The organism is Pseudomonas sp. S2_B10 (assembly GCF_054668425.1).
The window spans coordinates 574,764-596,573 of record NZ_CP162768.1 but is presented as its reverse complement, the minus strand read 5'-3'; the positions used below and the strand labels follow the sequence as shown (position 1 = coordinate 596,573).

Here is a 21,810-nt window from a genome sequence, read left to right as displayed (position 1 = left end):
TCACAAAATAGCCAGGAAGGCGAACCATGAAATCCATTGTGTGCTTGTTGATTGCGGCTGGTTTTGGCGCGTTGTTGCAGTTTGAAGGCGTACCCCACGGCTTGCTGCTGGGCTCGATTGTCGTTACCGCGTTGTTTGCCAGTAAAACCGGCATTGCCCCGGCAACTCCTTATGGACTGGGCTACATCCAGGTCACGCTGGGCATCGCCACCGGGCTGATGTTCGAAGCATGGGACAGCGAAACGGCCGCAACAATGTTGCCCAGCCTTGGCGTATTGCTGATCTGCCTGAGCGTACAAATTGCACTCGCCGGATGGTGGCTGACACGCGGTGCCGGATGGAATCGCACCGATGCACTGCTGGCGGTGTATCCCGGCGCATTGGCCGCAGTGTTCGATTTGCTCGAGTCGGAAAAGGCTTCGAGCAAAGTCATCATCGTGCATCTGATGCGGCTGCTGTTGATCACCGTACTGGTGAGTTTGCTCATTCCCGGGCAAGCAGCGGTGGCTGAAGTCGCCAGCGATCCGTTGACCACAGGCATGGCGCTGACCGCGTTCTCTGTCATCGCGCTGAGCGTATTGCTCGGACGCTTGCTGTTGCTGGTCGGCGTCCCGGCGCCGTTCATGCTTACCGCGATCATCATCACCGCTGTATTTGTGAAGTCGGGATGGCTGCACGGCTTTCACATGCCGGAGTGGAGCCTGAACCTGGCCGCACTGATTCTCGGCGTGCGCATCGGCTCACGTTTTCAGGGACTCGGCATCGCAGAACTGGCGCGGCACGGGCGCACCGCTCTGGTTTCGGTCGGCTTGATGATCATCGTTGCAGCGGCGTTTGCCGAGGTGGCTGCGCGCTGGCTGGGCAGTGATCCGCTGGCGCTGTGGCTGGCGTACATGCCGGGCGCGATCGAGACGATTGCGATTGTCGCGTTTGGCGGCGGGCTGAACGTGGTGTTTATCCTGACGCATCACTTGAGCCGGATGGTGTTGCTGCATTTTGCTCCGGCGTTGTTGGTGCAGGTCAGGCGGGTGCGCCAGGAAACTTGAAGCAAGCCAGTGCTGCCTGGCGATTGCGGCGTGTCATTCAGATCCATCCCCCTCAGCCCAGCCCTTTCCCCCAGGGCGGCTGCGGCGCATAAGCGGCTTCGTGAGCAATTGCTGGGCTCGGTTTGACGCGCTGTCAGGCGTGGCCCAAGGCAATCGCGAACGACACGACGATCATGCAGGCGAAGGCGAAGTTGAGATTCATGGGCTGTTCATCCTGAGCTTTTGAGAGTGGGGCCATTGTGAACAGGCGCAGCGCAAAGAAAAAATTCGCCGTGTTGATTCCAATGATCGAAAGCATTGATAGCCGTTGCGTTTGTATTTGCCTGAGACTTTCGCTAGTGTCGCTGAAACCTGCAACTACAAGCACAAACAGGCATAACCATGCACGACCACTCCATCGCCGAATTGCCGTCCCTGCGCCGGCAGAAAATCCTTTTGCTTCTCGAACGTGACGGCAAGGTCATGGCCTCCGAACTGAGCCAGCATTTCGCAGTGTCCGAAGACACCATCCGCCGCGACCTTGCCGAGCTGGACAGCGCCGGACTGGTGCAGCGGGTGCATGGCGGGGCGTTGCCGCGACCGAAAGACTCGGGCAAAGATTACTTCACCCGTCTGGATGAGACCGACGAGGTCAAGGTGCGCCTGGCGCAATTGGCGGCGCAGCACATCGAGGATGGGCAGATTGTGCTGTTCGATTCCGGCTCGACCACCTTGCAGGTGGCGCGCGCGTTACCGTCCGATATCCGCATCACCGCCGTGACCGCTTCACCGCTGACGGCGATTGCCTTGTCCGAATACAAGGGCGTGAAAGTGATTCTGGCGGGCGGTGAATTGAATCCGCATTCGATGTCGGCCAGTGGTCAGGAAGCGCTGCGACTGCTGGCGGGAATCAAGGCGGATCTGGCAATTACCGGGGTGTGTGCGATTCATCCCGAGGTCGGGATCACCTCGCTGCATTTCGATGAAGTGCCGATCAAACAGGCGATGCTCGACAGTGCAACGCGGGTGATTGCGGTGACCACGGCAGACAAGCTGGGTGCGGTGGAGCCGTTTGTGGTCGCGCCGTGCACGCGCCTGCATAGGTTGATTACCGAGCGGCATCCGGGGGCGAATGTCGAGGATTATCGGCGGCTGGGGATTGTGGTGGAGCAGTTGCCGGATTGAGTTTTGTGTGGGGTTTGAGGGCCTCTTCGCGAGCAGGCTCGCTCCCACAGGGTGTTGTGTCGTGCACAAATCCAATGTGGGAGCGAGCCTGCTCGCGATAGGGCCAGTGAATTCAGCGCAACCGCTCAAGCATCTGGTAATACCACATCCCCGCCGCCAGCAACGGATTGCCCAGCAGGTCGCCCATTGGCACGCGGATGTGCTGGCACGCGGCGAAGGTGTCGAATTGCTCCATTTGCCCGGTGATCGCGCGGCTCATGATCTCGCCCATGATGTGCGTGGTGGCGATGCCATGTCCCGAGTAGCCCTGGCAATACCAGACGTTGTCCGAGAGCTTGCCCAGTTGCGGGATGCGGTTGATGACGATGCCCATCGCGCAGCTCCACTGGTAATCGATCGGCACGCCTTTTAGCGCCGGGAACGTGCGCTCGATGCACGGGCGCAGTTCCGCAGCAATGTCGCGCGAATCCTTGCCGCTGTAGTTGGCACCGCCGCCGAACAGCAAGCGGCCGTCGGCGGTCAGCCGGTAGTAATCGAGGACGAAGCGGCAGTCGTACACGGCGAGGTCTTCGGGGTTGATCTGTTTTGCCAGATCACCCAGCGGCGCGGTGGTGACGATGCCGCCCATGGCCGGGAAGATCTTGCCCTTGAGCTGACCCGGTTCGAGCTTGTGATAGACGTCACCGGCGAGCATCACCTGATTGGCGTCGATCTGACCGTGAGCGGTGCGCACGCCAGGTGTGTCGCCGTGAATGATCTCCAGCACTTCACTGTTTTCGAAGATCTGCGCGCCCAGGCTTTCGGCTGCGCGTGCTTCGCCAATGCACAGGTTGAGCGGGTGCAGGTGCATGTTGCGGGTGTTCTTGATGGCGCCGTGGTAGAGCTCGCTTTGCAGCAGGTCGCGAACCTGGCTGCGGTCGAGCAGGCTCACTTCATCGCCCAATCCGCGACGCACGGCTTCGTCGTAATCCTTTCGCAGATCGACCATGTGGCTCGGCTTGTACGCCGCGTGCAAGTGGCCGTGTTTGAGGTCGCACTGGATCGCATATTTCTCGACGCGCTCGCGGATGATTTCATGCCCGCGCCAGCGCAGATGCCAGATGAAATCGTCCACGTCATCGCCCAGTTTCGCGCGCATCTGTTTGCGCATCGCACCGTCGCCGGAAAGGCTGCCGGTGACTTGCCCGCCATTGCGCCCGGTGGCGCCCCAGCCGATCTTGTGGCTTTCGACGATGGCGACTTTCAGGCCTTTTTCCGCCAGTTCAACGGCAGTGGCGACGCCAGTGAAACCGCCGCCGATGATCACCACATCGACCTTGTGCCGGCCTTGCACGGTCGGGTAGTCGGTGTCGTGGTTGAGGGTGGCGGTGTAATAGGAATTGCAGCGAATGGTCATGTCAGGGTCCACAAAAATTCTAGTTCGAAGTGCATTCCCTGTGGGAGCGAGCCTGCTCGCGAAAGCGGTGTGTCAGTCACCCAAAATGTTGAATGTGACGACGCCTTCGCGAGCAGGCTCGCTCCCACAGGTTCGGTGTTGGATCTTTAAGCCTCGGTCAGGTACCACCGCCAATCCTGCTCACCCACTTCAGCCATGAACTGCCGATACTCGGCACGCTTTACCGCCAGATACACACCAAGAAATTCCTGCCCCAATGCCTCCCGTGCCCACGTGGAATTTTCCAGCGCCTGCAACGACGTCAGCCAATCGGTCGGCAGCAGTTCTTTCGCCTGGGCATAACCATTGCCCTCGACCGGCGCCCCCGGATCCAGCTCTTCACGAATGCCACGATGAATGCCGGCGAGGATCGCCGCCGCTGCCAGATACGGGTTGGCGTCGGCGCCGCAGATGCGGTGTTCGATGTGTCGCGTAGGGGCCGGGCCGCCGGGTACGCGCAGGCTGACCGTGCGGTTGTCGACGCCCCAGGTCGGCGCCAGTGGCGCGTAGCTGTTGGCCTGGAAACGCCGGTAAGAGTTGGCGTTGGGGCAGAACAGCAGCAGCGAATCGAGCAGGGAGGCGAGCATGCCGCCGATCGCCGTGCGCAACAGCGGCGTGCCGGCCGGGTCTTCAGTGGCGAACAGATTACGCCCCTCGGCATCGGCGAGGCTGACGTGCATGTGCATGCCGGTGCCGGCCAGATCATCGAACGGCTTGGCCATGAACGTCGCCTGCATGCCGTGCTTGTGCGCCACGCCTTTGACCAGACGTTTGTAGCGTACCGCCTGATCCATCGCCTCCAGTGCGTCGCCATGTTCGAGGGTGATTTCGACCTGACCCGGCGCGTATTCGGAGATCGCCGTGCGCGCCGGAATGCCGTGCAGTTTGCACGCGCTGTAGAGGTCGGCGAGGAACGGCTCGATCTGCTCCAGCTCGCGTAAACCGTAGACTTGCGTGTGTCGCGGTCGCCCGCCGTCGGCGTCCAGCGCCGGTTGCGGGCGGCCGTTGTGATCGCGTTTGGCGTCGAGCAGATAGAACTCCAGCTCGCACGCCATGATCGGGTGGAAACCCTCGGCCTTCAGTCCGTCGATCGCCTTGATCAGCAGGTGCCGAGGGTCAGCGATGCTCGCCGGCAGGCCCTCGCTCGGGTGCATGCTGACCTGTACGGCGGCGGTCGGAATCTGTCGCCACGGCAGGCGCACCAGACTGCCTTGCAGCGGATAGGCGCGGCAGTCGATGTCGCCCACATCCCAGACCAGTCCGGAGTTTTCCACGTCCTCGCCTTGTACGGTCAGGCCGAGGATGGTGCTCGGCAGTGGTCGGCCGCTTTCATACACGGCGAGCAGTTCTTCACGGTGCAACAGCTTGCCGCGCGGCACGCCGTTGGCGTCGAGAATGAACAGTTCGATCATGTCGATATCGGGGTTCTGTTCGAGGAACAGGCGTGCGTCTTCAATGGCTGCGAATTTCATGGCAAATCACTCACGGTGGCGCCGCACAGGCGCGCAGATTCGGCCGGACACGACGCGACAAGAAGGCGTAGGTGTCCCGGCAGGGATATCAGGAAAATCGGGAAATCGACTGTCGCGGTTCAGCTCACGCGATCAGACGGGAACGGCGATATCCGGCGGGCGTGCGGAGTGACGCAGCTTGGAGCGGCGCAGGGCCATGGGCAGATTGACGATGCGGTTCATACGCGGCCCCTGTTGCAGAGGGCGCGTACAGCAGAGACGTACAACCTTTGGGGTTGTTGTGGTGACGTACTCATAACGCGTGTTTCCGTTGGCGGAAAGCGTCGGCGGCAGGGCAGGCCCGGCGACCGGTGTGCCCGGATAGTAAGGGGGAATTCGCGCGCGTGTAAACGGAAGATTCGTCGGTGGCGCTTTCCACCGTTTGGGCTAATTGACCGAGTTGCCTTTTTCGCGAGCAGGCTCGCTCCCACAGGAGAATGCATTTCAACTGTGGGAGCGAGCCTGCTCGCGAATGGCCGCACCTCGGTCCCGAGCGGACGCGCCGGGCCATCTCGTTGTTTGCCGCTGAGCCATTCAGCGCAGCACGTAGTCGTCCGGCTCCGGCGCGGGGGGCAATGGCGAGACGCCCAGTTCGTACAACACATCGCGCTCCAGGGTGCGCACCAGTGCATCGGTCGGCAGATCGTTTTCATCGCGCCCGAACGGATCTTCGAGTTCATCGGCAATCGCGTCAAAGCCGAAAAAGGTGTAGCTGACAATTGCCGTGAACAGCGGCGTCAACCAACCCAGCGATTGCGCCATGGCGAACGGCAGCAGCAGGCAGAACAGGTAGATGGTGCGGTGCAGCAGCAGGGTGTAAGGGAAGGGCAATGGCGTGTTCTTGATCCGGTCGCACACCGCCTGGGCCTGGCTCAGGCAGGTCAGGTGATTGGCCAGCAACTGATAACGCCATGGCGACAGCACACCGGCCGTTTCCAGCGCTGAGCACTGGCGCCCGAGCTGATGAAGGATCTGTCCGCAGTGATCCGGCGCAGCCCCATCGATCGGTGGGCTGACCCAGTCGGTGCTGGCCTGCTCCTCGCTGTCTCCACGCAGCCGTGCATTCAACGCGTGGGCGAAACCGCACAGGTTGCGCAACAGTTGCCCACGCAGGCGCGTGTCATCGATGCCTTGGGTTTCGCGCATCACCGCGCGCACCCGCAGCAGCACCTCGCCCCAGGCCTTGCGCCCCTCGTACCAACGGTCGTAACAGGCGTTGTTGCGAAAACTCAGGAAAATCGACAGCGACAGGCCGAGCAGGGTGAACGGTGTCGAATTGATCTGGGCGAAGTAGCTCGGCACCAGAAGTTCGATCAGCACAATCGCCGCCGCCAGCAGTGTCAGCATCAAGGTGCGCACGGCGATGCGTTTGGCGATCGAGCCTCTAAGGGTGAACAGCACGGCGAACTGATTGGGTCTCGGTCTGACGATCATCTCGCGGTCCCGGTTGCGCGGCGAATCAGCCGCCGGTCATGTTCATGAAACGCACCACTTGCACGTCGTCGTTGACTTCGAAATTGTGTCGATACGGCTTGAGTTTCATCGCCTCGATGATCGCGTTTTCCAGGCGTTCCGGGTGGCCGGGATGGGCGCGCAACACCGCTTTGAGGTCCATCGAATGCTCGTTGCCCAGACACAGCAGCAAGCGACCTTCGACGGTCAGGCGCACGCGGTTGCAGGTACCGCAGAAGTTGTGGCTGTGCGGCGAAATGAAGCCCAGACGAATGTTCGGCGCCTCGGCCACGCGCCAGTAGCGCGACGGCCCTTGCGTCGATTCGGTCGAGTCGATCAGGGTGAAGCGTTCGGCGATGCGTTCGCGCACTTGCGCGCTGGAGTAGAAGGATTCGGCGCGGCTGTGTTCGGCGATCGCGCCCAGCGGCATCTCTTCGATGAAGGAAATATCCAGATCACGCTCGATGGCGAAACTGACCAGATCGTTGATCTCGTGATCGTTGCGGCCCTGCATCACCACGCAATTGAGTTTGGTGCGGGTGAAACCGGCGGCACGGGCGGCATCGATGCCGTCGATGACCTGCGCCAGATCGCCGGTACGGGTCAGCTCTTTGAAGCGCTGCGGATCGAGGCTGTCGAGGCTGATGTTGAGGCGCTTGACCCCGGCGTCGAACAGCGGCCTGGCCAGTCGGCCCAATTGCGAGCCGTTGGTGGTCAGGCACAGCTCGCGCAGGCCGGGCAGGGCGGCGATCTGTTCGCAGAGTTGCACGACGCCGGGGCGGATCAGCGGCTCGCCACCCGTGAGGCGGATCTTGCGCGTGCCGAGGGCGACGAAACTTTGCGCCACCTGGAACAGCTCTTCGAGGGTGAGGATCTGCTGGCGCGGCAGGAACTGCATGTCCTCGGCCATGCAATAGACGCAGCGAAAATCGCAGCGGTCGGTCACCGACAGACGCAGATAATCCACGCGGCGGTTGTGACCATCGATCAATTCACGCTGTGTCATGGGCTCGCCTCGTGGATGTGGAGCGCCGTCAGCGGGCGCAGATCGCGCAGGGTAGGCTGCGCTCGCCACGCCGTCCAATCACTCTGGCTGACCGAGTGATTGACGGCGTCGATGATGCCTTACGGTGCGCCAAACATTGCCGTCCAGTAAATGCCGGCGTTGCTTTTCGGATCGGTCGCGTAAGCGGCGCCCAGTTCCTGATATTGCGGATTCATCAGATTGGCGCAATGCCCGGGGCTGGCGAGCCAGCCGTCGACGACCTTGCCGACGGTGTCTTGCCCGGCGGCGATGTTCTCGCCGACCAGTTGCCCACTGTAACCGGACAGCTCGGCGCGGTCGCCTGGGGTGCGGCCGTCGCGGTCCTTGTGGTCGAGGTAATTGTTGTTGGCCATGTCGCGGCTGTGATCCTGAGCGACCGTGCCCAGCGTGGCGTTCCAGGCCAGCGGTGCTGCCGCTGCGAAGGACTGGCCGCCGCACTGGCGCGCCTGGCCGCGCGCGGTATTGAGTTGCGCCAGCAGCTTTTGCCCTTCGCTTTGTGCATCGCCGAGTTTCGCCGTCAGCAACGGCCGCGCAAGGACGATGCGCCAGTCGCGGTCGACACGGTTGACGCCAATATCGACAAACTGCGGATCGAGCACCACCTGACAGAAGCTTTCCTGAATCGCCTTCATTGCTGACGCCGCATCGCGCGGGCCATTGAGGGTGATCGCCTGCACGTTGACCATCGGGTAGTGGGCGCTGGTCATGGCCTGCTGCAGATCGACCGTGCCGCTGGCGGGCAGGCGCAGACGTGGATCGGCCGACAGCGGTGGCAACTCGTTCGATGCCTGCGTGCCACAACGCTGCGGCTGGCTGCGATAGCTGTTGATCGACTCGATCAATTGCAATTCATCGGCGGCCAGCGCCGAGGTGGCGAACACCACGCCCAGCGACAATGCGGCATAACGCAAAACGGACGGCATGAAGCGCATGGAAATCTCCCTTGAGCTGAATGCGCCCATGATGCGCGAAAGGCCCCCGGTGAGTGAATGTGTTTTTCTTTGCGGCGGATTTTTTCTGCGCTGGTGTGCCCGTGCATTTGCTCGCTACACTCTGCGAAGACCCCGCAAACCGGGCGTCTCACCGACGTAACATCTTGCCCCGGGCGGGCGCTGACGGAAGAACCGACATGGGATCGAAAGGCTTGGCGGGCGGTTTGTTGTGGATCTTTTTGACCGGCGCGGCATGGGCCGGGGCGCAGGCGCCGATCGAGGCCAAGGCCGAACAGAAAGCCGAGGTGCTGGAGGAGAAAGCGGCGGATAAAGTCAGCGCTGCTCCGGCGCCGAAATCCGAGGCCATCACCCCCACCGAAGCGCAAGCGGTGGATCCGGCCGGCGCCGCGCCGCTGGACGATCCGCTGACCTGTCTGGCGCGCAGTATCTATTGGGAAGCCAAGGGCAAGGACACCCCGGAAATGGAAGCCGTCGCCAGTGTGGTGATGAATCGCCTCGGCCACGACGGCTTTCCCGACACAGTGTGCGCGGTGGTCAAGCAAGGATCGGAAAGCGGCAATTGCCAGTTTTCCTGGTGGTGCGATGGCAGGCCCGATCAGGTCAAGGAAGACGCCGAATACGCGCTGGCCAAGGAAATCGCCGGCAAGGCGTTGAACCGTCAGCTCAAGGACCGCACGCGCGGCGCCCTGTATTTTCACGATCGCGGCGTGCACCCGAGCTGGGCCAAGGCCTATCGCAACACGGCGCAGACCGGCAGGTTCCTGTTCTACAAACCCGCCGGAGGCGACGCGCGTTAACTGGCGTGGGTATTGAGAATGCTCGCCACCTGTTGCGGCTGGCAGTTCAGATACGGTGACTTTTGCAGCCAGCGCTGATCCGGATACCAGGAAAACATGAACTGGCCGTTCTTCAGGCGATCGATCACCTGTTTGGCGATCTGCGGCCGTACGGCGGGGCAACCCTGACTGCGGCCGATGCGCCCCTGACGCTTGCTCCACAGCGGGTTCACGTAACTGGCGGCATGAATCACGATCGCGCGATCACGGGCCAGATCATTGAAACCGGGCTCCAGACCATCCATGCGCAGCGAATAGCCGTGAGTACCTTCGTAGCTTTCCTGAGTGCGGAACAGACCGAGGCTGGACTGATAACTGCCTTCGCGATTGGAAAACTGCGTGGCGAAGTTTTCCCCGGAGTTGGAACCGTGGGCAACCAGATCACGCAGCACCAGTTTCTTTTTGCTCAGATCGAAGATCCACAGGCGGCGTTCGGTGGACGGTTGCGAATAATCGATGATCGCCAGATGCCGCGAGGGTTTCGCGCCGTTGTTGACCGCGCATTGCATGGCGTTCAATGCACCTTTGAGCGCCTGGGGATTGAGTTCCGGCGCGGCGTGGGCGAGGCTGTTGTAGAGAACCGGCGATGGCTTGCCGGCGGCAAATACTGGGCTGGTCACGGCGACAAGGGTCGCGGTGCTCAACAGAAGTCGGCGCAAAAACGTCAACATTTTATAAAGTGTCCTCAACTTGCTACATAAACGGCACTTTGGCTCCTGACTCCCAGTCAATACCCGCAGGCTCGCGGTTCGAGCCTGACTGTTCAGCGCACCTGATGTAAGGTTGACCGTCATCTGGACGGCCATGGATTGGAGTAAAGCAGTTGTTCAAAAAGTACGCATGCTACTTGAGCATTTGTTTGCTCGCTGCGCCGTTTGTCGCTTGCGCCGATGAGCCGCTGCCCCCGCTCGAAACCCTGCCGACGTCGGAAACGCAATTGCCGGTCGAGCCGCGCAGCCCGTTGCAGGCGGTTTTGATCAGCCTGGCGCAGTCGTGCCCGGCCATTGCTCCGCGCCTCAGTGGCCCGGCGTTGAGCCAATTGCAGGCGTTTTATGAACAGCAGGACTGGATGCCGGTGTGGGCGAGTGAGTCGGCACGCTTGCCGGCATTGCGCGCGCAATTGCAACAGTTGGCCGATGATGGGTTGAATCCGAATCGCTATGCGGTCGCGACGACACCGCCGCAGGATGGCGAGCTGTGCGCCGACATCGACATCAGCCGCAACTACCTGCAGGCCTTGCAGGATCTGCATTACGGCCGTCTGTTGCAATCGCATTTCGAACCGCTGTGGCGTGTCGACGGCCCGCCGACCGATCGTCAGGCGCAACTGCTCAGCATTGCCGTGCCGGGCATGAACGATATTGCTGCGGCGTTCGACCTGGCGCGTCCGCATCTGCCGCAATATCAAAGCCTGCGTCAACTGTACGCCGCGCAACGCTTGCAAGCCCTGCCGCAATGGCAGCCGGTGGGCAACGGCCCGTTGCTGCGTCCGGCGATGGAAGACCCGCGCGTGCCGGAACTGGCCCGTCGTCTGTACAACGGAGGTTATCTGACACACGCACTGGTGACACCGGACAACGCCTACGATGACGTGCTGGTGGAAGCGGTGAAGCACTTTCAGGCCAGTCATTCGTTGCAGGCTGACGGTGTGGTCGGGCCGGGCACCATTGCCGAGCTGAACATCAGCCCGCTGACCCGCCGCGATCAGTTGCGCGTCAATCTGGAACGTTTCCGCTGGATGGCCCAGGACATGGAGCCCAGTGGTCTGGTGGTGAATGTCGCGGCCGCTGAGCTTACGCTGTATCAGGGCGGTCAACCGGTGTGGCAGACCCGCACCCAGGTCGGCCGCGCCGAACGCCAGACGCCGCTGCTCAAATCCCGCGTCACCCGCCTGACGCTGAATCCGACCTGGACCGTACCGCCGACCATCTGGAAAGAAGACAAGCTGCCGGAAATCCGCAAGGATCAGACGTTCCTCAGCCGTCAGAACCTGCAAGTGCTCGATGCCAACGGTCAGCCTCTGGCGGCAGCGGACATCGACTGGGACAACCCCGGCAATATCCTCCTGCGCCAGGACGCCGGCCCACGCAATCCGCTGGGGCAAATGGTCATCCGTTTCCCCAACCCGTTCTCGGTGTACCTGCACGACACGCCGAGCAAGGCGCTGTTCGACAAAGGCCCACGGGCGTTCAGCTCCGGTTGCGTGCGCGTCGAGCACCCGCTGCAACTGCGCGATCTGCTGCTGTCCCCGGCAGAAAAAGCCCGCACCGATACTTTGCTGGCAACCGGTAGCACCCATGAATTTCGCCTGTCGGCGCCGGTGCCGATCCTGATGACCTACTGGACGGCGCAAGTCGACAGCAGCGGCCAGGTGCGTTATGCGCCGGACATCTACAGCCACGACAGCGCATTGCTGGCGGGGCTGGATCGGGCGCATTGAGTCCGGCACCAGCACGGCAGTCAAAGATCTGAGTTCGATGAGTGATTTCAGGTCGACGAATCCCGTACAAACACCTCGGTCAGTCCCCTCTCCCTCGGGAGAGGGCTAGGGTGAGGGGCCGATTTCAAGCCGAACCCATTACTCAAAATCTCACCGCCTCAGCTCCTCCACCAACCACGGCAAAAGCTCCTCACACGACCCTTCAATCTTCAAATCGAGCAAATCATCCGCCCGAGTCTTGCCCAGATTGATCGCCATCAACGGCTTGCCACGCTCGGCAATCACCCGACACAAGCGAAACGCCGAATACGCCATCAACGACGATCCCACCACCAGCAACCCCGCCGCATTCTCGGCAGCGGCCAAGGCCCGCGCGGCCGTCGGTTGCGCCACGTTCTCGCCGAAGAACACCACATCCGGTTTCAACCGCTCACCCGCGCAATGCGGGCACTGCGGTACCTGAAAGAGCGCTTCAAATGCCGGGTCGAGCAAGGTATCGCCATCCGGCGCCTGCACCGCATCAACACCACTCAGGTAGGGATTCTGTGCCTCCATCAGCTGCTGGATCGCGTCGCGCTCGCTGCGCTGCCCGCAATCCAGGCACAGCACTCGATGCAGGCTGCCGTGCAGTTCGATCACATCGTGGCTGCCGGCCTGATCGTGCAAGGTATCGACGTTCTGCGTGATCAAAGCGCTGATCCGGCCACGCTGTTGCAATGTCGCCAGCGCCTCATGCGCGGCATTCGGTCGGGCCTGACGCACGCGCGGCCAGCCGAGCATCGCTCGCGCCCAATAACGCCGGCGTGATTCCGGGGCGGCGAGAAACTCCTGATACATCATCGGCTGCCGCCCACGACGCACACCGTCGCTGTCGCGATAGTCCGGAATGCCCGATGGCGTGCTGATGCCGGCGCCGGTCAATATCAGGAATTTATCGTCGGCCATGGCCTGCAACAGCGTATCGAGATGTTCGCGGATCGGGCTATCGAGCATGCTCAGCACTCCAGAATGGGCAGTGCCCGCAGGTTAGCACGCGATCCGCACGGGTTACTTGCGCGCCTCCAGAATCAGATTGAACGGCGTTTGCGTGGCGCGGCGGAACTGCTTGAACCCAGCCTCGACAAAGACTTTGCGCAGGCGCATTTCCCCAGCCTGCGCACCGAGCCCGAGGCCGACTTCCTGGGACAGCGAATTGGGCGTGCAGATAAACGTCGAGGCGGCGTAGAACAGGCGCCCGACCGCGTTGAGATTGTCGTCCAGTTTGTCGTTGGCGAACGGTTCGACCAGCAACACCGTGCCGTCGTCTTTCAGCGACTCATGAGCGTGGCGAGCGGCGCCGACCGGGTCGCCCATGTCGTGAAGGCAGTCGAAAAAGCAGATCAGGTCGTAGTCGCCGCCGGGATAGTTTTTCGCCGTGCCCTCGAAGAATCTGGCGCGGTTGCCCACGCCGCCTTCTTCGGCCCGTTGCGTGGCGACGGTGACTGACGGCTCGTGGAAGTCGAAGCCGACAAACTGCGATTTTGGAAACGCCTGGGCCATGATCACCGTCGAGGCGCCGTGGCCGCAGCCGATGTCGGCAACTTTGGCGCCGCGTTCCAGCTTCGCCACCACGCCGTCCAGAGCCGGAAGCCATTCGGCAATCAGGTGACCTTTGTAGCCGGGGCGGAAGAAGCGTTCGGTGCCGCTGAACATGCACGGATGGTGATCGCCCCACGACAAGGCGCCATTGCCGCGCATGGCCTTGACCAGTTTGTCCTTGTCATGGAAAAACGACGCCACCACGCCGAGACCGCCAGCGACGTACACGGGGGATTCCTCCACGGCCAGCGCCAAGGCCTGCTCTTCGGGCAAGCGAAACTGACCGTCAGAGTGTTCCATGTAACCGGACGCGGCATGGGCGCTGAGCCATTCGCGTACCAGGCGCGGATTGCAGGTGGTTTTTGCTGCGAGGGCTTCGGGGCTGATCGGTTGGCTGTCGGCCATTGCCCGGTACAGACCGAGTTCTTCGCCGACAATGACATTGGCCAGCATCGCCGCGCCGCCCATGTCGTTGACCAGTTTGCCCATGAATTCGTTGAGCTTCGCCTCATTCATCACGTGTGCTCCTGAAACAGGATCACCGTCCGGCGGCGTTGAATGTCGAGGCAGGCGCCACCGGGCGGTGGTCACGGATTGGGGCAGGGCACAGCAGACGTCCTGCGGCCCCCTCGACTGGGTAATGAATGAGTCTAGTCGGTGTTTTTCTCAGCGTGGCAGCGGCAACTTCAGTTCAGCGCACAACCCGCCACCTTCACGATTGCTCAACAGCAGCGAGCCTCCCAGCGCCATCGCCAATTGCTGGGCGATCGCCAGCCCGAGCCCGGTGCCGCCGGTGTCGCGGTTGCGCGAATTTTCTACGCGGTAGAACGGTTCCAGTACCTGCGCCAACTCGGCCTCGGCGATGCCCGGGCCGCGATCGAGGACTTTCACCGACAGGCTGTTGCCCTGCGCTTCGACCTGCAATTGCGCGGCGCCGGCGAATTTCAGGGCGTTGTCGGTCAGGTTCACCAGGACCCGGCGCAGGGCCTGCGGGCGGGTTTCGATTACCGCCTTGCTCTTGCCGCCGAGCTGCACGTCCTTGCCCATGTCCTGATAGTCGAAGACCAGGCTGTCGAGGAACGAGTCGAGATCAGTACGCCGGCTCTCTTCGGTGGCGCCGTGAACGCTGCGGGCGTAGGCCACGCCTTCGCGCACCAGATGCTCGATTTCGCCGAGATCGCTGCTCAGTTTGTCTTTTTCGACCGAGTCGTCCATGAACTCTGCGCGCAATTTCATCCGGGTGATCGGCGTTTGCAGGTCGTGGGAAATCGCCGCGAGCAGTTGCATGCGTTCTTTCAGGTAGGCGGCGATGCGCGTTTGCATGGCGTTGAACGCCCGCGCGGCGTGGACCACTTCGGTCGGCCCTTGCTCGTCGAGTTTGATCGGATGGGCGTTGGGGTCGAGGGTTTCCACCGCATTGGCGAGGCGGGTGAGGGGGCGAATGGCGATGCGCACGGCGAGCCAGGTGCAGAGGATCAGCAATGCCAGTTGGCCGAGCAGCACCACCGGCAACCACGGTGACAGCGGCACCATCGCCGGACGGATATCGATGGTCACCGGGCTGCCGTCGCTCAGGCGCAGGTGGCCCTGGAAGTGTTGTCTCGGACCGCCGGGAACTTCGGTAAACACGATTGGATAAGTGTCGCCGATGGCCGCCGTAATCGAGGCAATCGCGACGGACTTTTCAGCCGAGGTCACCGGCATGCCCGGTTCGCCCTCGTTGAGCAGGTAGCCGTAATTGCGCCGGGCCAGTCGCGGCAGCCAGGCCTCGCGCTCGGCGGCGGGCAGGCGATCGAGGATCGCCATCGAAGTCGAGACGTCGGTTTCGAGGTTGCCGAGCATGGTGCTTTTCGCGCTCTGGTAACGCTCGTAATACTGCGCGCCGAACGACAGGCCCTGCGCCAGAATCAGTCCGATCAGAAAAATCAGCGACAGGCGCGAGGCGAGGGTGCGCGGCCATTGCAGCTTGAGTTTCATGCTGAAGCTCCAAGCAGCTCGACCGGCAGCGAAAATACATAACCTTCACTGCGCACGGTCTTGATATAGGCCGGCTCGCGAGCATCGTCCAGCAGGCGTTGACGCAGGCGACTGACCAGCAGATCAATGGAACGGTCGAACAGATCGGCCTCGCGCCCTTGGGTCAAATTGAGTAACTGATCACGGCTGAGCACCCGTTGCGGATGGTCGAGGAACACCCGCAGCAAGCGGTATTCGGCACCGCTGAGGGCAACCATGGTGCCGTCGCTGTCGAGCAGGTGGCGGGCCGAGGTGTCCAGCTGCCAACGACCGAACGCCAGCAGGCGTCCGGCTTCGGTGACCACCAGGTTCGGCGGCAACATGCGTGTGCGGCGCAACACGGCGTTGATCCGCGCCAGCAGCTCGCGGGCGGCGAAAGGTTTGGTCAGGTAATCGTCGGCGCCCATTTCCAGACCGATGATGCGGTCGGTCTCATCGTTGCGCGCGGTGAGCATCAGCACCGGCGTGGCCTTGTGTTTGCCCACGCGCAATTCACGGCACAACTGCAGGCCATCGTCGCCGGGCATCATGATGTCGAGCACGATCAGGTCGACGGTGTTGGCATCAAGGAAGCTGCGCATCTGTCGGCCATCGGCGACCACTGTCGTGCGCAGGCCGTTCTTCTTCAGGTAGTTGCCTACCAGTTCACGGATCTCGCGGTCGTCGTCGACGATGAGAATGTGATCTACATGTTCCATCGGTTCAAGCCTCTGTCAAAGGGGGAATGCCGTGCAGTCTATAGCGCCGCTGACCGCACGCCTGCCTGCCTTTGTATTGCAGTGTATCTGTCGCGACGGCGGATACACACCGACGCAAAATCACGATTTTTTCGGGGTTTTGTATCGCTCTGTATCTACACACTGCATGGATACACAACGAGTGATTCTCGTCCTTTCCTGACACAGACGCGATACCTCGAAGGCCTCAAATAGGCTCCATCGAGGCACACACACAGACCGCCTCGGCTCAAACCCACTGAAGCCTTGAGGACTACACCATGAACAATAAATCCGTATTCGCCGCCTGCCTGTTCGCCGCTCTGAACATCTGCACCCTGTCGGCCCACGCCGAAGCTGACGTCAGCCGGCAAACCTACACCTACGGCACCCATCTGGATATCCAGAAAGTGCTGTCGATGACTGAAGACACTTCCGTGACCTGCGGCATCACCGAGGCGCGCATGACCTACCTCGATTCCGCCGGCAAAACCCGCGAGCTGGATTACAGCAAATTCGCTGACGGCTGCAACAACCAGAACTGAGTCATCCCTACTTTTTCTGCAAGGAGTTTTGCCATGAACAACGTCTCGCGCTTTTTGACCGCAGCAGCCTTCGCCTTCACCGGTGCCGCCGCCCACGCCAACAGTGCCTTGGAGCAGAGCAGCTGCGCCAGCAGCACCTGCTTCCAGCTGACCACGGTCGCGAAGGAGGGCAGCGATGCACTGATCGCCGCTGATGGTTCCAGCCGCACGCCGCAGGGGCAGATGGTTGCCGCTGACGGATCGAGCCGTACACCGCAAGGCCAGATGGTTGCCGCTGATGGTTCCAGCCGCACACCGCAAGGCCAACTGGTCGCGGAAAACGGTGCCAGTCGCACGCCTCAAGGGCAGCTGCTGGACGGCCAGACCGCATGAGCCACGGCGTAGATAAAGCAGGCTAGCGAGGGACGTTTCCCTCGCTGCCCGGTTGCGTGCCCAGCCCCCCACATTCAAGGTGACCCCGTTATGTACCTCATCGCATTTCTCGGCGGTCTGCTGACCGTTCTCAGTCCGTGCATCCTGCCGGTGGTGCCGTTTCTGTTCGCTGGCGCCAACCGTACCCGCTCCTCGATCCTCCTGACTCTCGCTGGCATGGCGCTGACCTTTGCGCTGATCTCCAGCCTTGCCGTGGTCAGCAGCGAGTGGGTGATTCAGGCGAGCAACACCGGCCGCCACGTCGCCTTGTTCGTCATGGCGCTGTTCGCCCTGTCGCTGATCTCGGCCCGCGTCGGTGACTGGCTGACCCGGCCGTTTGTCGCCCTGGGCAATCGCCTCGATCAGGACACCCGTAAACGAGCCGGACCGATGGGCTCGATCATACTCGGCGTCGCCACCGGCCTGTTGTGGGCGCCCTGTGCCGGGCCGATCCTTGGGGTGATTCTGACCGGCGCAATGTTGCAAGGCGCCAATGCCCAGACCAGCCTGTTGCTGCTGGCTTACGGCGTCGGCAGTGCCTTGTCGCTGGGCACGTTGATCTTCGCCGGGCGCGGTCTGGTCAATCGGCTGAAACCGTCGATCCCGTTCAGCGGCTGGTTGCGTCGTGGTGCCGGGGTTGCTGTGCTTGCGACAGTCGCGGTGATTTCCACGGGCGCCGATAAGACTCTGCTTGCCAACACCTCTTCCGAAGGCGTGGCCAGCGTCGAGAAAAACGTCCTGGAAAACGTGCCGAAAGTGGTCGACTACTTTGTCAGCAAGGTCCGCGCCGATTCGATGATGGACGAGGCGCGGGGCGCGATGCCGTCGCTGTCGGGCGCTGTGCAGTGGCTCAATTCACCGCAGCTCAGCGCCGAATCCCTGCGCGGCAAAGTGGTGCTGGTGGACTTCTGGACCTACGACTGCATCAACTGCCAGCACACCCTGCCGTACGTCAAAGACTGGGCGAAGAAATACGAGAAGGACGGCTTGGTGGTGATCGGCGTGCACACACCCGAGTATGGCTACGAGCGCATCATCAACAACGTCAAGGATCAGGTGAAAAAACTCGGTATCACCTACCCGGTGGCGATCGACAACGACTACGCAATCTGGCGCAACTTCGACAATCAGTACTGGCCGGCGCATTACCTGATCGACGCCAAGGGCCAGATGCGTTACAGCCACTTTGGCGAAGGTCGCTATGCGGAGCAGGAGCAGATGATCAAGCAGTTGCTGGAAGAGGCGAAAGCTCCGGCAGCCTGATCAAAAAAACCAATGGCTCACAGGTCGCGGACCATGAGCCATTGTTGTTTTTCCCACGCCTGGAAACCCTCCAATAGCTGCCAGCCGCGTTTACCGTAGTAGTCGTGTTTGTCTTGCGTGTGCAAGTACAAGCGCGACACCCCACGCTGCTTTGCTGCCTCGCAAATCCCTTCAATCAGCTGCTCCGCCAAGCCTTGCCCGCGCGCCTCGGGATCAACGAATACGCAGGCGAGCCATGGGCCGAGATCGGCGCGATCAGCCAAGTCGTTGCGGGCCAGTGCGGCACCACCGAGCAGGCGTTCACCGTCCATGGCAATCAGGCACGACCATTCACCATTGCTTTGGCCCTCGGCAAATTCGCGCTGCCATTGAGCCAGGGGCTGGTCGGCGTATTCGTAGTGGAATTGTTGGTGAATCCACGCCGCGTAGCGATCGCTGTGTTGCATGTGCGCGGCGAGCCAGTCGAGGTGCAGTGACATCGGTCGAGTCCTTTGCGTGGGCGAGCCCGCATCAGAAACCAATCCCGCGACGCTGACAATGCGCAAGGTGTATCAGGTGCTTGACAGATTCGCGCCGCTCATCGGCAAAGTGCCGGGTTTATGGGGCTGGCGGACGATTGACAGGGACGCCGTGCAGCCTCGGCGCGATAGTGACCAAGCACAGTCTGCGCCGCCGACTGTGCATTCTCTCTGCCACGGAGCTCGCTGTCATGAGTACCCCGCTTGATCTCACTGCCCTGAAGGAACGTCAGAAAGTCGCTTGGGCCAGTGGCGACTACGCCGTGATCGGCACCACATTGCAAATTGTTGGGGAAAACCTCGCCGAGGCTTGCGATCTGCGTTGTGATGAACAGGTGTTGGATGTCGCTGCCGGCAACGGCAATGCAACCCTGGCAGCGGCGCGGCGCGGGTGTGTAGTGACTTCGACCGATTATGTGGCGGCATTGCTGGAGCGTGGTCAGGATCGCGCCCGGGCCGAGCATCTGGAGGTGATTTTTCAGGTGGCCGATGCCGAGGCTTTGCCTTTTCCCGATGAAAGCTACGACGCCGTGTTGTCGACGTTCGGCGTGATGTTCGCGCCTGACCAGGTCACCGCCGCTGCTGAACTGGGGCGGGTCTGTCGTCGCGGCGGACGGATCGGTATGGCGAACTGGACGCCGGAGGGCTTCGTCGGCCAGATGTTCAAGACTCTCGGCCAGCATCTGCCACCGCCAGCGGTTGCACAGCCTCCATCGAACTGGGGCTCGGATGCGTGGCTGCACAAGCATTTCGATGACCGCGATTTTGTCGTGCGCGTGACCCGCAGCCACTTCAATTTCCGCTACCGCTCGGCGGCGCATTTCATTGACATCTTTCGGCACTGGTATGGGCCGGTGCACAAGGCTTTTGCGGTGTTGCCAGCGGAGGCCGGGCAGGCGCTGGAGGATGATCTGACCGAGTTGCTCAACCGATCGAATCGCGCCGGGGAGGCGTCGCTGGTGGTGCCGAGTGAGTATCTGGAGGTGGTGATTACCAAGCGCTAGTCCCCATCGGATCTCCTGATCGATGAAGATCTCTGTGGGAGCGAGCCTGCTCGCGAAAGCGGTGTGCCAGCCAACCTTTATGTTGATGGAACCACCGCATTCGCGAGCAGGCTCGCTCCCACAGGGGATGTGCTTATTTCAAATGGCTGCGATCAAACCACTCCAGCGCCGTGCGCCAGATGCAGATCCCCAGAAAATAAGCCGACATCAGCAACCACAAGCCCATTACCAGCGGATTGATCACCGGGTGATTGAGCACCAGCGACAGACTGCACAACAGCCAGATCGCCGTCACCGCGATATTGATTGGCATGAAACGCCGCACGCGAAACGGGTGCAGGAACTTCATCCGCGTCACCGTCAGCAATGCCAGACCGATCACGGTGAGAAAGGTGATCCACGGCCCCGGGCCGATGATGTACAGGCACAGCGCAACCACGTTCCAGGCCGCCGGGAAGCCGACAAAATAGTTGTCCTTGCTCTTCATGTTGACGTTGCAGAAACAGAACAGCGACGACACCAGAATCACCGACACCGTCAGCAACAGGGTGTAATCGGGCAGGGGAATGTAGCGGTAGATAAACAGTGCCGGGATGAATACATAAGTCAGGTAATCGATGACCAGATCGAGGATCGAACCGTCGAAACTCGGCAGCACCGATTGCACATTGACCTTGCGCGCCAGTGCGCCGTCCAGGCCGTCGACGATCAGCGCAACGCCCAGCCACATCAGGCAATGGATCGGCTGGTTTTCCAGCAGGGCGAGTGTGGCGAGGAAGGCGGTGACCACGCCGGTCGCGGTAAAACCATGGGCGCCCCATGCTTTCAGCCTGGCGATGTGTACGGTTGATATCACGGGGGCGTTCTCCAGAAAGTGAAGCAAGCCGGGTATCGCCCATCATCAGAAAGGGCGTCGGCAAACCGGGTCGGGTTGCAGCTATCGACCGGTTTAGCCGGGATAAGGTTCACCACCCCTGAATCTTAGCTGGCCGGCGAAAATTTTCTCGCGTGGCTATTCAACGGTGATCGGGCGTCAGCCCAACGGTGCTGGCGCTATGGCTGCGTCGGTCTATCGTTGCCTGACGCGATCGGGCCGTGGCCTCGGAGGATAACGTCATGAACACCAGCGATTTGCTTGAACAACTGCTCCGAGGCCAGGCCTCGGCGGGACAACAACGCGGAGCTTCGGCCGGTGACGGCCTAGGCGGTTTACTTGGTGGACTGTTGGGCGGCGGCAGTCAGTCCGGAGCGGGTGGCGCGGCTGCTTCGGGTGGCCTCGGCGGCCTGGGTGGTTTGCTCGGTGGCTTGCTCGGCGGCGGTGGCTTGGGAAGCGCCCTCGGTGGCGGTAGCAGAAGCCGTACCGGCGGGACCAGTTACGCGGCGCTCGCATCGCTGGGCATGATGGCTTACCAAGCGTATCAAGCCTGGCAACGCAGCCAGGCCAGCACCGCGCCGCAGGAGCTGCCACAAACCGCCGACCTGCTCGCCGGCCCGCAAATCGAAACCCACAGCCACGCGGTACTGCGCGCCCTTATCGCCGCCGCCAAGGCTGACGGCCGCATCGACGACGCAGAAAAGCATCTCATCAGCAGCGAAATCGGCAAACACACCGCCGACCCGCAGTTGCAGCAATGGCTCGACGCCGAAGTCGCCAAGACACTGGATCCCCGGGAAGTGGCGCAATCCGCTGACGGCGATCCGGCCGTAGCCGCCGAAATGTACCTGGCCAGCGTCATGCTGGTGGACGACCAACAGGACGCCGAACGCAGCTATCTCGATGAGCTGGCCGCAGCCTTACAGATCGATCCGGATCTGCAGGTGCATCTGGAACAGCAGGCTAAAGGGCAAGCCTGACCCGCTGTAAAAATCCCTGACAC

At 61.8% G+C, this 21,810-nt stretch carries 22 protein-coding genes; 9 read left to right on the top strand and 13 right to left on the bottom strand.

From position 1 onward, the window contains the following. Window positions 1–26: 26 nt before the first annotated feature. Complete coding sequence (locus AB4O45_RS02505) at window positions 27–1,046, top strand: AbrB family transcriptional regulator (RefSeq protein WP_460161028.1); 1,020 nt, start codon at window positions 27–29, stop codon at window positions 1,044–1,046. A gap of 133 nt (window positions 1,047–1,179) precedes the next feature. On the opposite strand, the gene AB4O45_RS02500 is transcribed toward AB4O45_RS02505, so the two are convergent. Beyond that, window positions 1,180–1,344 (bottom strand): hypothetical protein, encoded by a 165-nt coding sequence (locus tag AB4O45_RS02500; protein ID WP_163012744.1) that lies wholly within the window; start codon window positions 1,342–1,344, stop codon window positions 1,180–1,182. An 83-nt stretch (window positions 1,345–1,427) separates the two neighbouring features. On the opposite strand from AB4O45_RS02500, the gene AB4O45_RS02495 reads away from it, so the two are divergent. Continuing rightward, window positions 1,428–2,210 (top strand): DeoR/GlpR family DNA-binding transcription regulator, encoded by a 783-nt coding sequence (locus AB4O45_RS02495; RefSeq protein ID WP_460161027.1) that lies wholly within the window; start codon window positions 1,428–1,430, stop codon window positions 2,208–2,210. Between the two features lie 112 nt (window positions 2,211–2,322). On the opposite strand, the gene AB4O45_RS02490 is transcribed toward AB4O45_RS02495, so the two are convergent. From AB4O45_RS02490 to AB4O45_RS02470, 5 genes are all read right to left on the bottom strand, one after another. Beyond that, the gene (locus AB4O45_RS02490; protein ID WP_460161026.1) at window positions 2,323–3,606 is read right to left on the bottom strand and encodes an NAD(P)/FAD-dependent oxidoreductase; all 1,284 of its coding nucleotides are present in this window, start codon (window positions 3,604–3,606) and stop codon (window positions 2,323–2,325) included. Between the two features lie 146 nt (window positions 3,607–3,752). Continuing rightward, the gene (locus tag AB4O45_RS02485; protein WP_460161025.1) at window positions 3,753–5,117 is read right to left on the bottom strand and encodes a glutamine synthetase family protein; all 1,365 of its coding nucleotides are present in this window, start codon (window positions 5,115–5,117) and stop codon (window positions 3,753–3,755) included. Window positions 5,118–5,690: 573 nt separating this feature from the next. Then, window positions 5,691–6,590, bottom strand: a complete 900-nt coding sequence (locus tag AB4O45_RS02480; protein ID WP_350567067.1) for a bestrophin family protein — start codon at window positions 6,588–6,590, stop codon at window positions 5,691–5,693. A 25-nt stretch (window positions 6,591–6,615) separates the two neighbouring features. Continuing rightward, window positions 6,616–7,614, bottom strand: a complete 999-nt coding sequence (gene moaA / locus AB4O45_RS02475; protein WP_041480911.1) for a GTP 3',8-cyclase MoaA — start codon at window positions 7,612–7,614, stop codon at window positions 6,616–6,618. 119 nt (window positions 7,615–7,733) lie between these two features. Next, window positions 7,734–8,585 (bottom strand): CAP domain-containing protein, encoded by an 852-nt coding sequence (locus AB4O45_RS02470; protein WP_460161024.1) that lies wholly within the window; start codon window positions 8,583–8,585, stop codon window positions 7,734–7,736. 197 nt (window positions 8,586–8,782) lie between these two features. Here AB4O45_RS02470 and AB4O45_RS02465 point away from each other — a divergent pair, with 197 nt between their 5' ends. After that, a complete protein-coding gene (locus AB4O45_RS02465) occupies window positions 8,783–9,403 on the top strand; it encodes a cell wall hydrolase (protein ID WP_130929693.1) in 621 nt (206 codons plus the stop codon). Here the strand turns inward: AB4O45_RS02465 and AB4O45_RS02460 are convergent. Next, entirely contained in the window at window positions 9,400–10,113 is a 714-nt protein-coding gene (locus AB4O45_RS02460) for a murein L,D-transpeptidase catalytic domain family protein (protein WP_016775166.1), read from the bottom strand. The two genes, AB4O45_RS02465 and AB4O45_RS02460, sit on opposite strands and share 4 nt — an antisense overlap. Before the next feature lie 152 nt (window positions 10,114–10,265). Between AB4O45_RS02460 and AB4O45_RS02455 the strand changes: the two genes are divergently transcribed. Beyond that, window positions 10,266–11,882 carry a L,D-transpeptidase family protein gene (locus AB4O45_RS02455; RefSeq protein WP_460161023.1) on the top strand — a complete coding sequence of 539 codons (1,617 nt, stop codon included), beginning with the start codon at window positions 10,266–10,268 and terminating at the stop codon, window positions 11,880–11,882. Window positions 11,883–12,032: 150 nt separating this feature from the next. On the opposite strand, the gene AB4O45_RS02450 is transcribed toward AB4O45_RS02455, so the two are convergent. From AB4O45_RS02450 to AB4O45_RS02435, 4 genes are all read right to left on the bottom strand, one after another. Then, window positions 12,033–12,875: an NAD-dependent protein deacetylase gene (locus tag AB4O45_RS02450; protein ID WP_460161022.1), complete on the bottom strand. Its 843-nt coding sequence runs from the start codon at window positions 12,873–12,875 to the stop codon at window positions 12,033–12,035. Between the two features lie 54 nt (window positions 12,876–12,929). Then, a complete protein-coding gene (locus AB4O45_RS02445) occupies window positions 12,930–13,976 on the bottom strand; it encodes a class I SAM-dependent methyltransferase (RefSeq protein ID WP_460095151.1) in 1,047 nt (348 codons plus the stop codon). 150 nt (window positions 13,977–14,126) lie between these two features. Next, complete coding sequence (locus tag AB4O45_RS02440) at window positions 14,127–15,437, bottom strand: ATP-binding protein (RefSeq protein ID WP_110645568.1); 1,311 nt, start codon at window positions 15,435–15,437, stop codon at window positions 14,127–14,129. Then, window positions 15,434–16,174 carry a response regulator gene (locus AB4O45_RS02435; RefSeq protein ID WP_039762337.1) on the bottom strand — a complete coding sequence of 247 codons (741 nt, stop codon included), beginning with the start codon at window positions 16,172–16,174 and terminating at the stop codon, window positions 15,434–15,436. Before AB4O45_RS02435 ends, AB4O45_RS02440 begins: the two co-directional genes overlap by 4 nt. Before the next feature lie 299 nt (window positions 16,175–16,473). On the opposite strand from AB4O45_RS02435, the gene AB4O45_RS02430 reads away from it, so the two are divergent. The 3 genes from AB4O45_RS02430 to AB4O45_RS02420 all read left to right on the top strand — a co-directional run bounded on the left by AB4O45_RS02430 (window position 16,474) and on the right by AB4O45_RS02420 (window position 18,411). Continuing rightward, complete coding sequence (locus tag AB4O45_RS02430) at window positions 16,474–16,737, top strand: DUF2790 domain-containing protein (protein ID WP_016775158.1); 264 nt, start codon at window positions 16,474–16,476, stop codon at window positions 16,735–16,737. 33 nt (window positions 16,738–16,770) lie between these two features. Further along, the gene (locus AB4O45_RS02425; protein WP_056789129.1) at window positions 16,771–17,109 is read left to right on the top strand and encodes a hypothetical protein; all 339 of its coding nucleotides are present in this window, start codon (window positions 16,771–16,773) and stop codon (window positions 17,107–17,109) included. Window positions 17,110–17,199: 90 nt separating this feature from the next. Next, window positions 17,200–18,411 carry a cytochrome c biogenesis protein DipZ gene (locus tag AB4O45_RS02420; protein WP_460161021.1) on the top strand — a complete coding sequence of 404 codons (1,212 nt, stop codon included), beginning with the start codon at window positions 17,200–17,202 and terminating at the stop codon, window positions 18,409–18,411. Between the two features lie 17 nt (window positions 18,412–18,428). Here AB4O45_RS02420 and AB4O45_RS02415 read toward each other — a convergent pair whose 3' ends face one another. Then, window positions 18,429–18,890 (bottom strand): GNAT family N-acetyltransferase, encoded by a 462-nt coding sequence (locus AB4O45_RS02415; protein WP_323621657.1) that lies wholly within the window; start codon window positions 18,888–18,890, stop codon window positions 18,429–18,431. 230 nt (window positions 18,891–19,120) lie between these two features. On the opposite strand from AB4O45_RS02415, the gene AB4O45_RS02410 reads away from it, so the two are divergent. Next, window positions 19,121–19,933, top strand: coding sequence for a class I SAM-dependent methyltransferase (locus AB4O45_RS02410; protein WP_056789144.1), 813 nt, complete (start codon window positions 19,121–19,123; stop codon window positions 19,931–19,933). A gap of 133 nt (window positions 19,934–20,066) precedes the next feature. Here AB4O45_RS02410 and pcsA read toward each other — a convergent pair whose 3' ends face one another. After that, complete coding sequence (pcsA, locus tag AB4O45_RS02405; RefSeq protein ID WP_016775154.1) at window positions 20,067–20,789, bottom strand: phosphatidylcholine synthase; 723 nt, start codon at window positions 20,787–20,789, stop codon at window positions 20,067–20,069. 260 nt (window positions 20,790–21,049) lie between these two features. On the opposite strand from pcsA, the gene AB4O45_RS02400 reads away from it, so the two are divergent. Continuing rightward, window positions 21,050–21,787 carry a tellurite resistance TerB family protein gene (locus AB4O45_RS02400; protein WP_315434698.1) on the top strand — a complete coding sequence of 246 codons (738 nt, stop codon included), beginning with the start codon at window positions 21,050–21,052 and terminating at the stop codon, window positions 21,785–21,787. Window positions 21,788–21,810 lie beyond the last annotated feature (23 nt).

Excerpts from the sequence above, each read along its gene's own strand:
- AB4O45_RS02500 (WP_163012744.1), bottom strand. The coding sequence starts at position 1,344 with ATGCTTTCGATCATTGGAATCAACACGGCGAATTTTTTCTTTGCGCTG.
- AB4O45_RS02400 (WP_315434698.1), top strand. The coding sequence starts at position 21,050 with ATGAACACCAGCGATTTGCTTGAACAACTGCTCCGAGGCCAGGCCTCG.
- AB4O45_RS02425 (WP_056789129.1), top strand. The coding sequence starts at position 16,771 with ATGAACAACGTCTCGCGCTTTTTGACCGCAGCAGCCTTCGCCTTCACC.
- AB4O45_RS02435 (WP_039762337.1), bottom strand. The coding sequence starts at position 16,174 with ATGGAACATGTAGATCACATTCTCATCGTCGACGACGACCGCGAGATC.
- AB4O45_RS02415 (WP_323621657.1), bottom strand. The coding sequence starts at position 18,890 with ATGTCACTGCACCTCGACTGGCTCGCCGCGCACATGCAACACAGCGAT.
- AB4O45_RS02485 (WP_460161025.1), bottom strand. The coding sequence starts at position 5,117 with ATGAAATTCGCAGCCATTGAAGACGCACGCCTGTTCCTCGAACAGAAC.
- AB4O45_RS02495 (WP_460161027.1), top strand. The coding sequence starts at position 1,428 with ATGCACGACCACTCCATCGCCGAATTGCCGTCCCTGCGCCGGCAGAAA.
- AB4O45_RS02470 (WP_460161024.1), bottom strand. The coding sequence starts at position 8,585 with ATGCGCTTCATGCCGTCCGTTTTGCGTTATGCCGCATTGTCGCTGGGC.
- AB4O45_RS02480 (WP_350567067.1), bottom strand. The coding sequence starts at position 6,590 with ATGATCGTCAGACCGAGACCCAATCAGTTCGCCGTGCTGTTCACCCTT.
- AB4O45_RS02505 (WP_460161028.1), top strand. The coding sequence starts at position 27 with ATGAAATCCATTGTGTGCTTGTTGATTGCGGCTGGTTTTGGCGCGTTG.
- AB4O45_RS02440 (WP_110645568.1), bottom strand. The coding sequence starts at position 15,437 with ATGAAACTCAAGCTGCAATGGCCGCGCACCCTCGCCTCGCGCCTGTCG.
- AB4O45_RS02420 (WP_460161021.1), top strand. The coding sequence starts at position 17,200 with ATGTACCTCATCGCATTTCTCGGCGGTCTGCTGACCGTTCTCAGTCCG.
- AB4O45_RS02450 (WP_460161022.1), bottom strand. The coding sequence starts at position 12,875 with ATGCTCGATAGCCCGATCCGCGAACATCTCGATACGCTGTTGCAGGCC.
- moaA (WP_041480911.1), bottom strand. The coding sequence starts at position 7,614 with ATGACACAGCGTGAATTGATCGATGGTCACAACCGCCGCGTGGATTAT.
- AB4O45_RS02445 (WP_460095151.1), bottom strand. The coding sequence starts at position 13,976 with ATGAATGAGGCGAAGCTCAACGAATTCATGGGCAAACTGGTCAACGAC.
- AB4O45_RS02490 (WP_460161026.1), bottom strand. The coding sequence starts at position 3,606 with ATGACCATTCGCTGCAATTCCTATTACACCGCCACCCTCAACCACGAC.
- AB4O45_RS02460 (WP_016775166.1), bottom strand. The coding sequence starts at position 10,113 with ATGTTGACGTTTTTGCGCCGACTTCTGTTGAGCACCGCGACCCTTGTC.
- AB4O45_RS02410 (WP_056789144.1), top strand. The coding sequence starts at position 19,121 with ATGAGTACCCCGCTTGATCTCACTGCCCTGAAGGAACGTCAGAAAGTC.
- AB4O45_RS02430 (WP_016775158.1), top strand. The coding sequence starts at position 16,474 with ATGAACAATAAATCCGTATTCGCCGCCTGCCTGTTCGCCGCTCTGAAC.
- AB4O45_RS02465 (WP_130929693.1), top strand. The coding sequence starts at position 8,783 with ATGGGATCGAAAGGCTTGGCGGGCGGTTTGTTGTGGATCTTTTTGACC.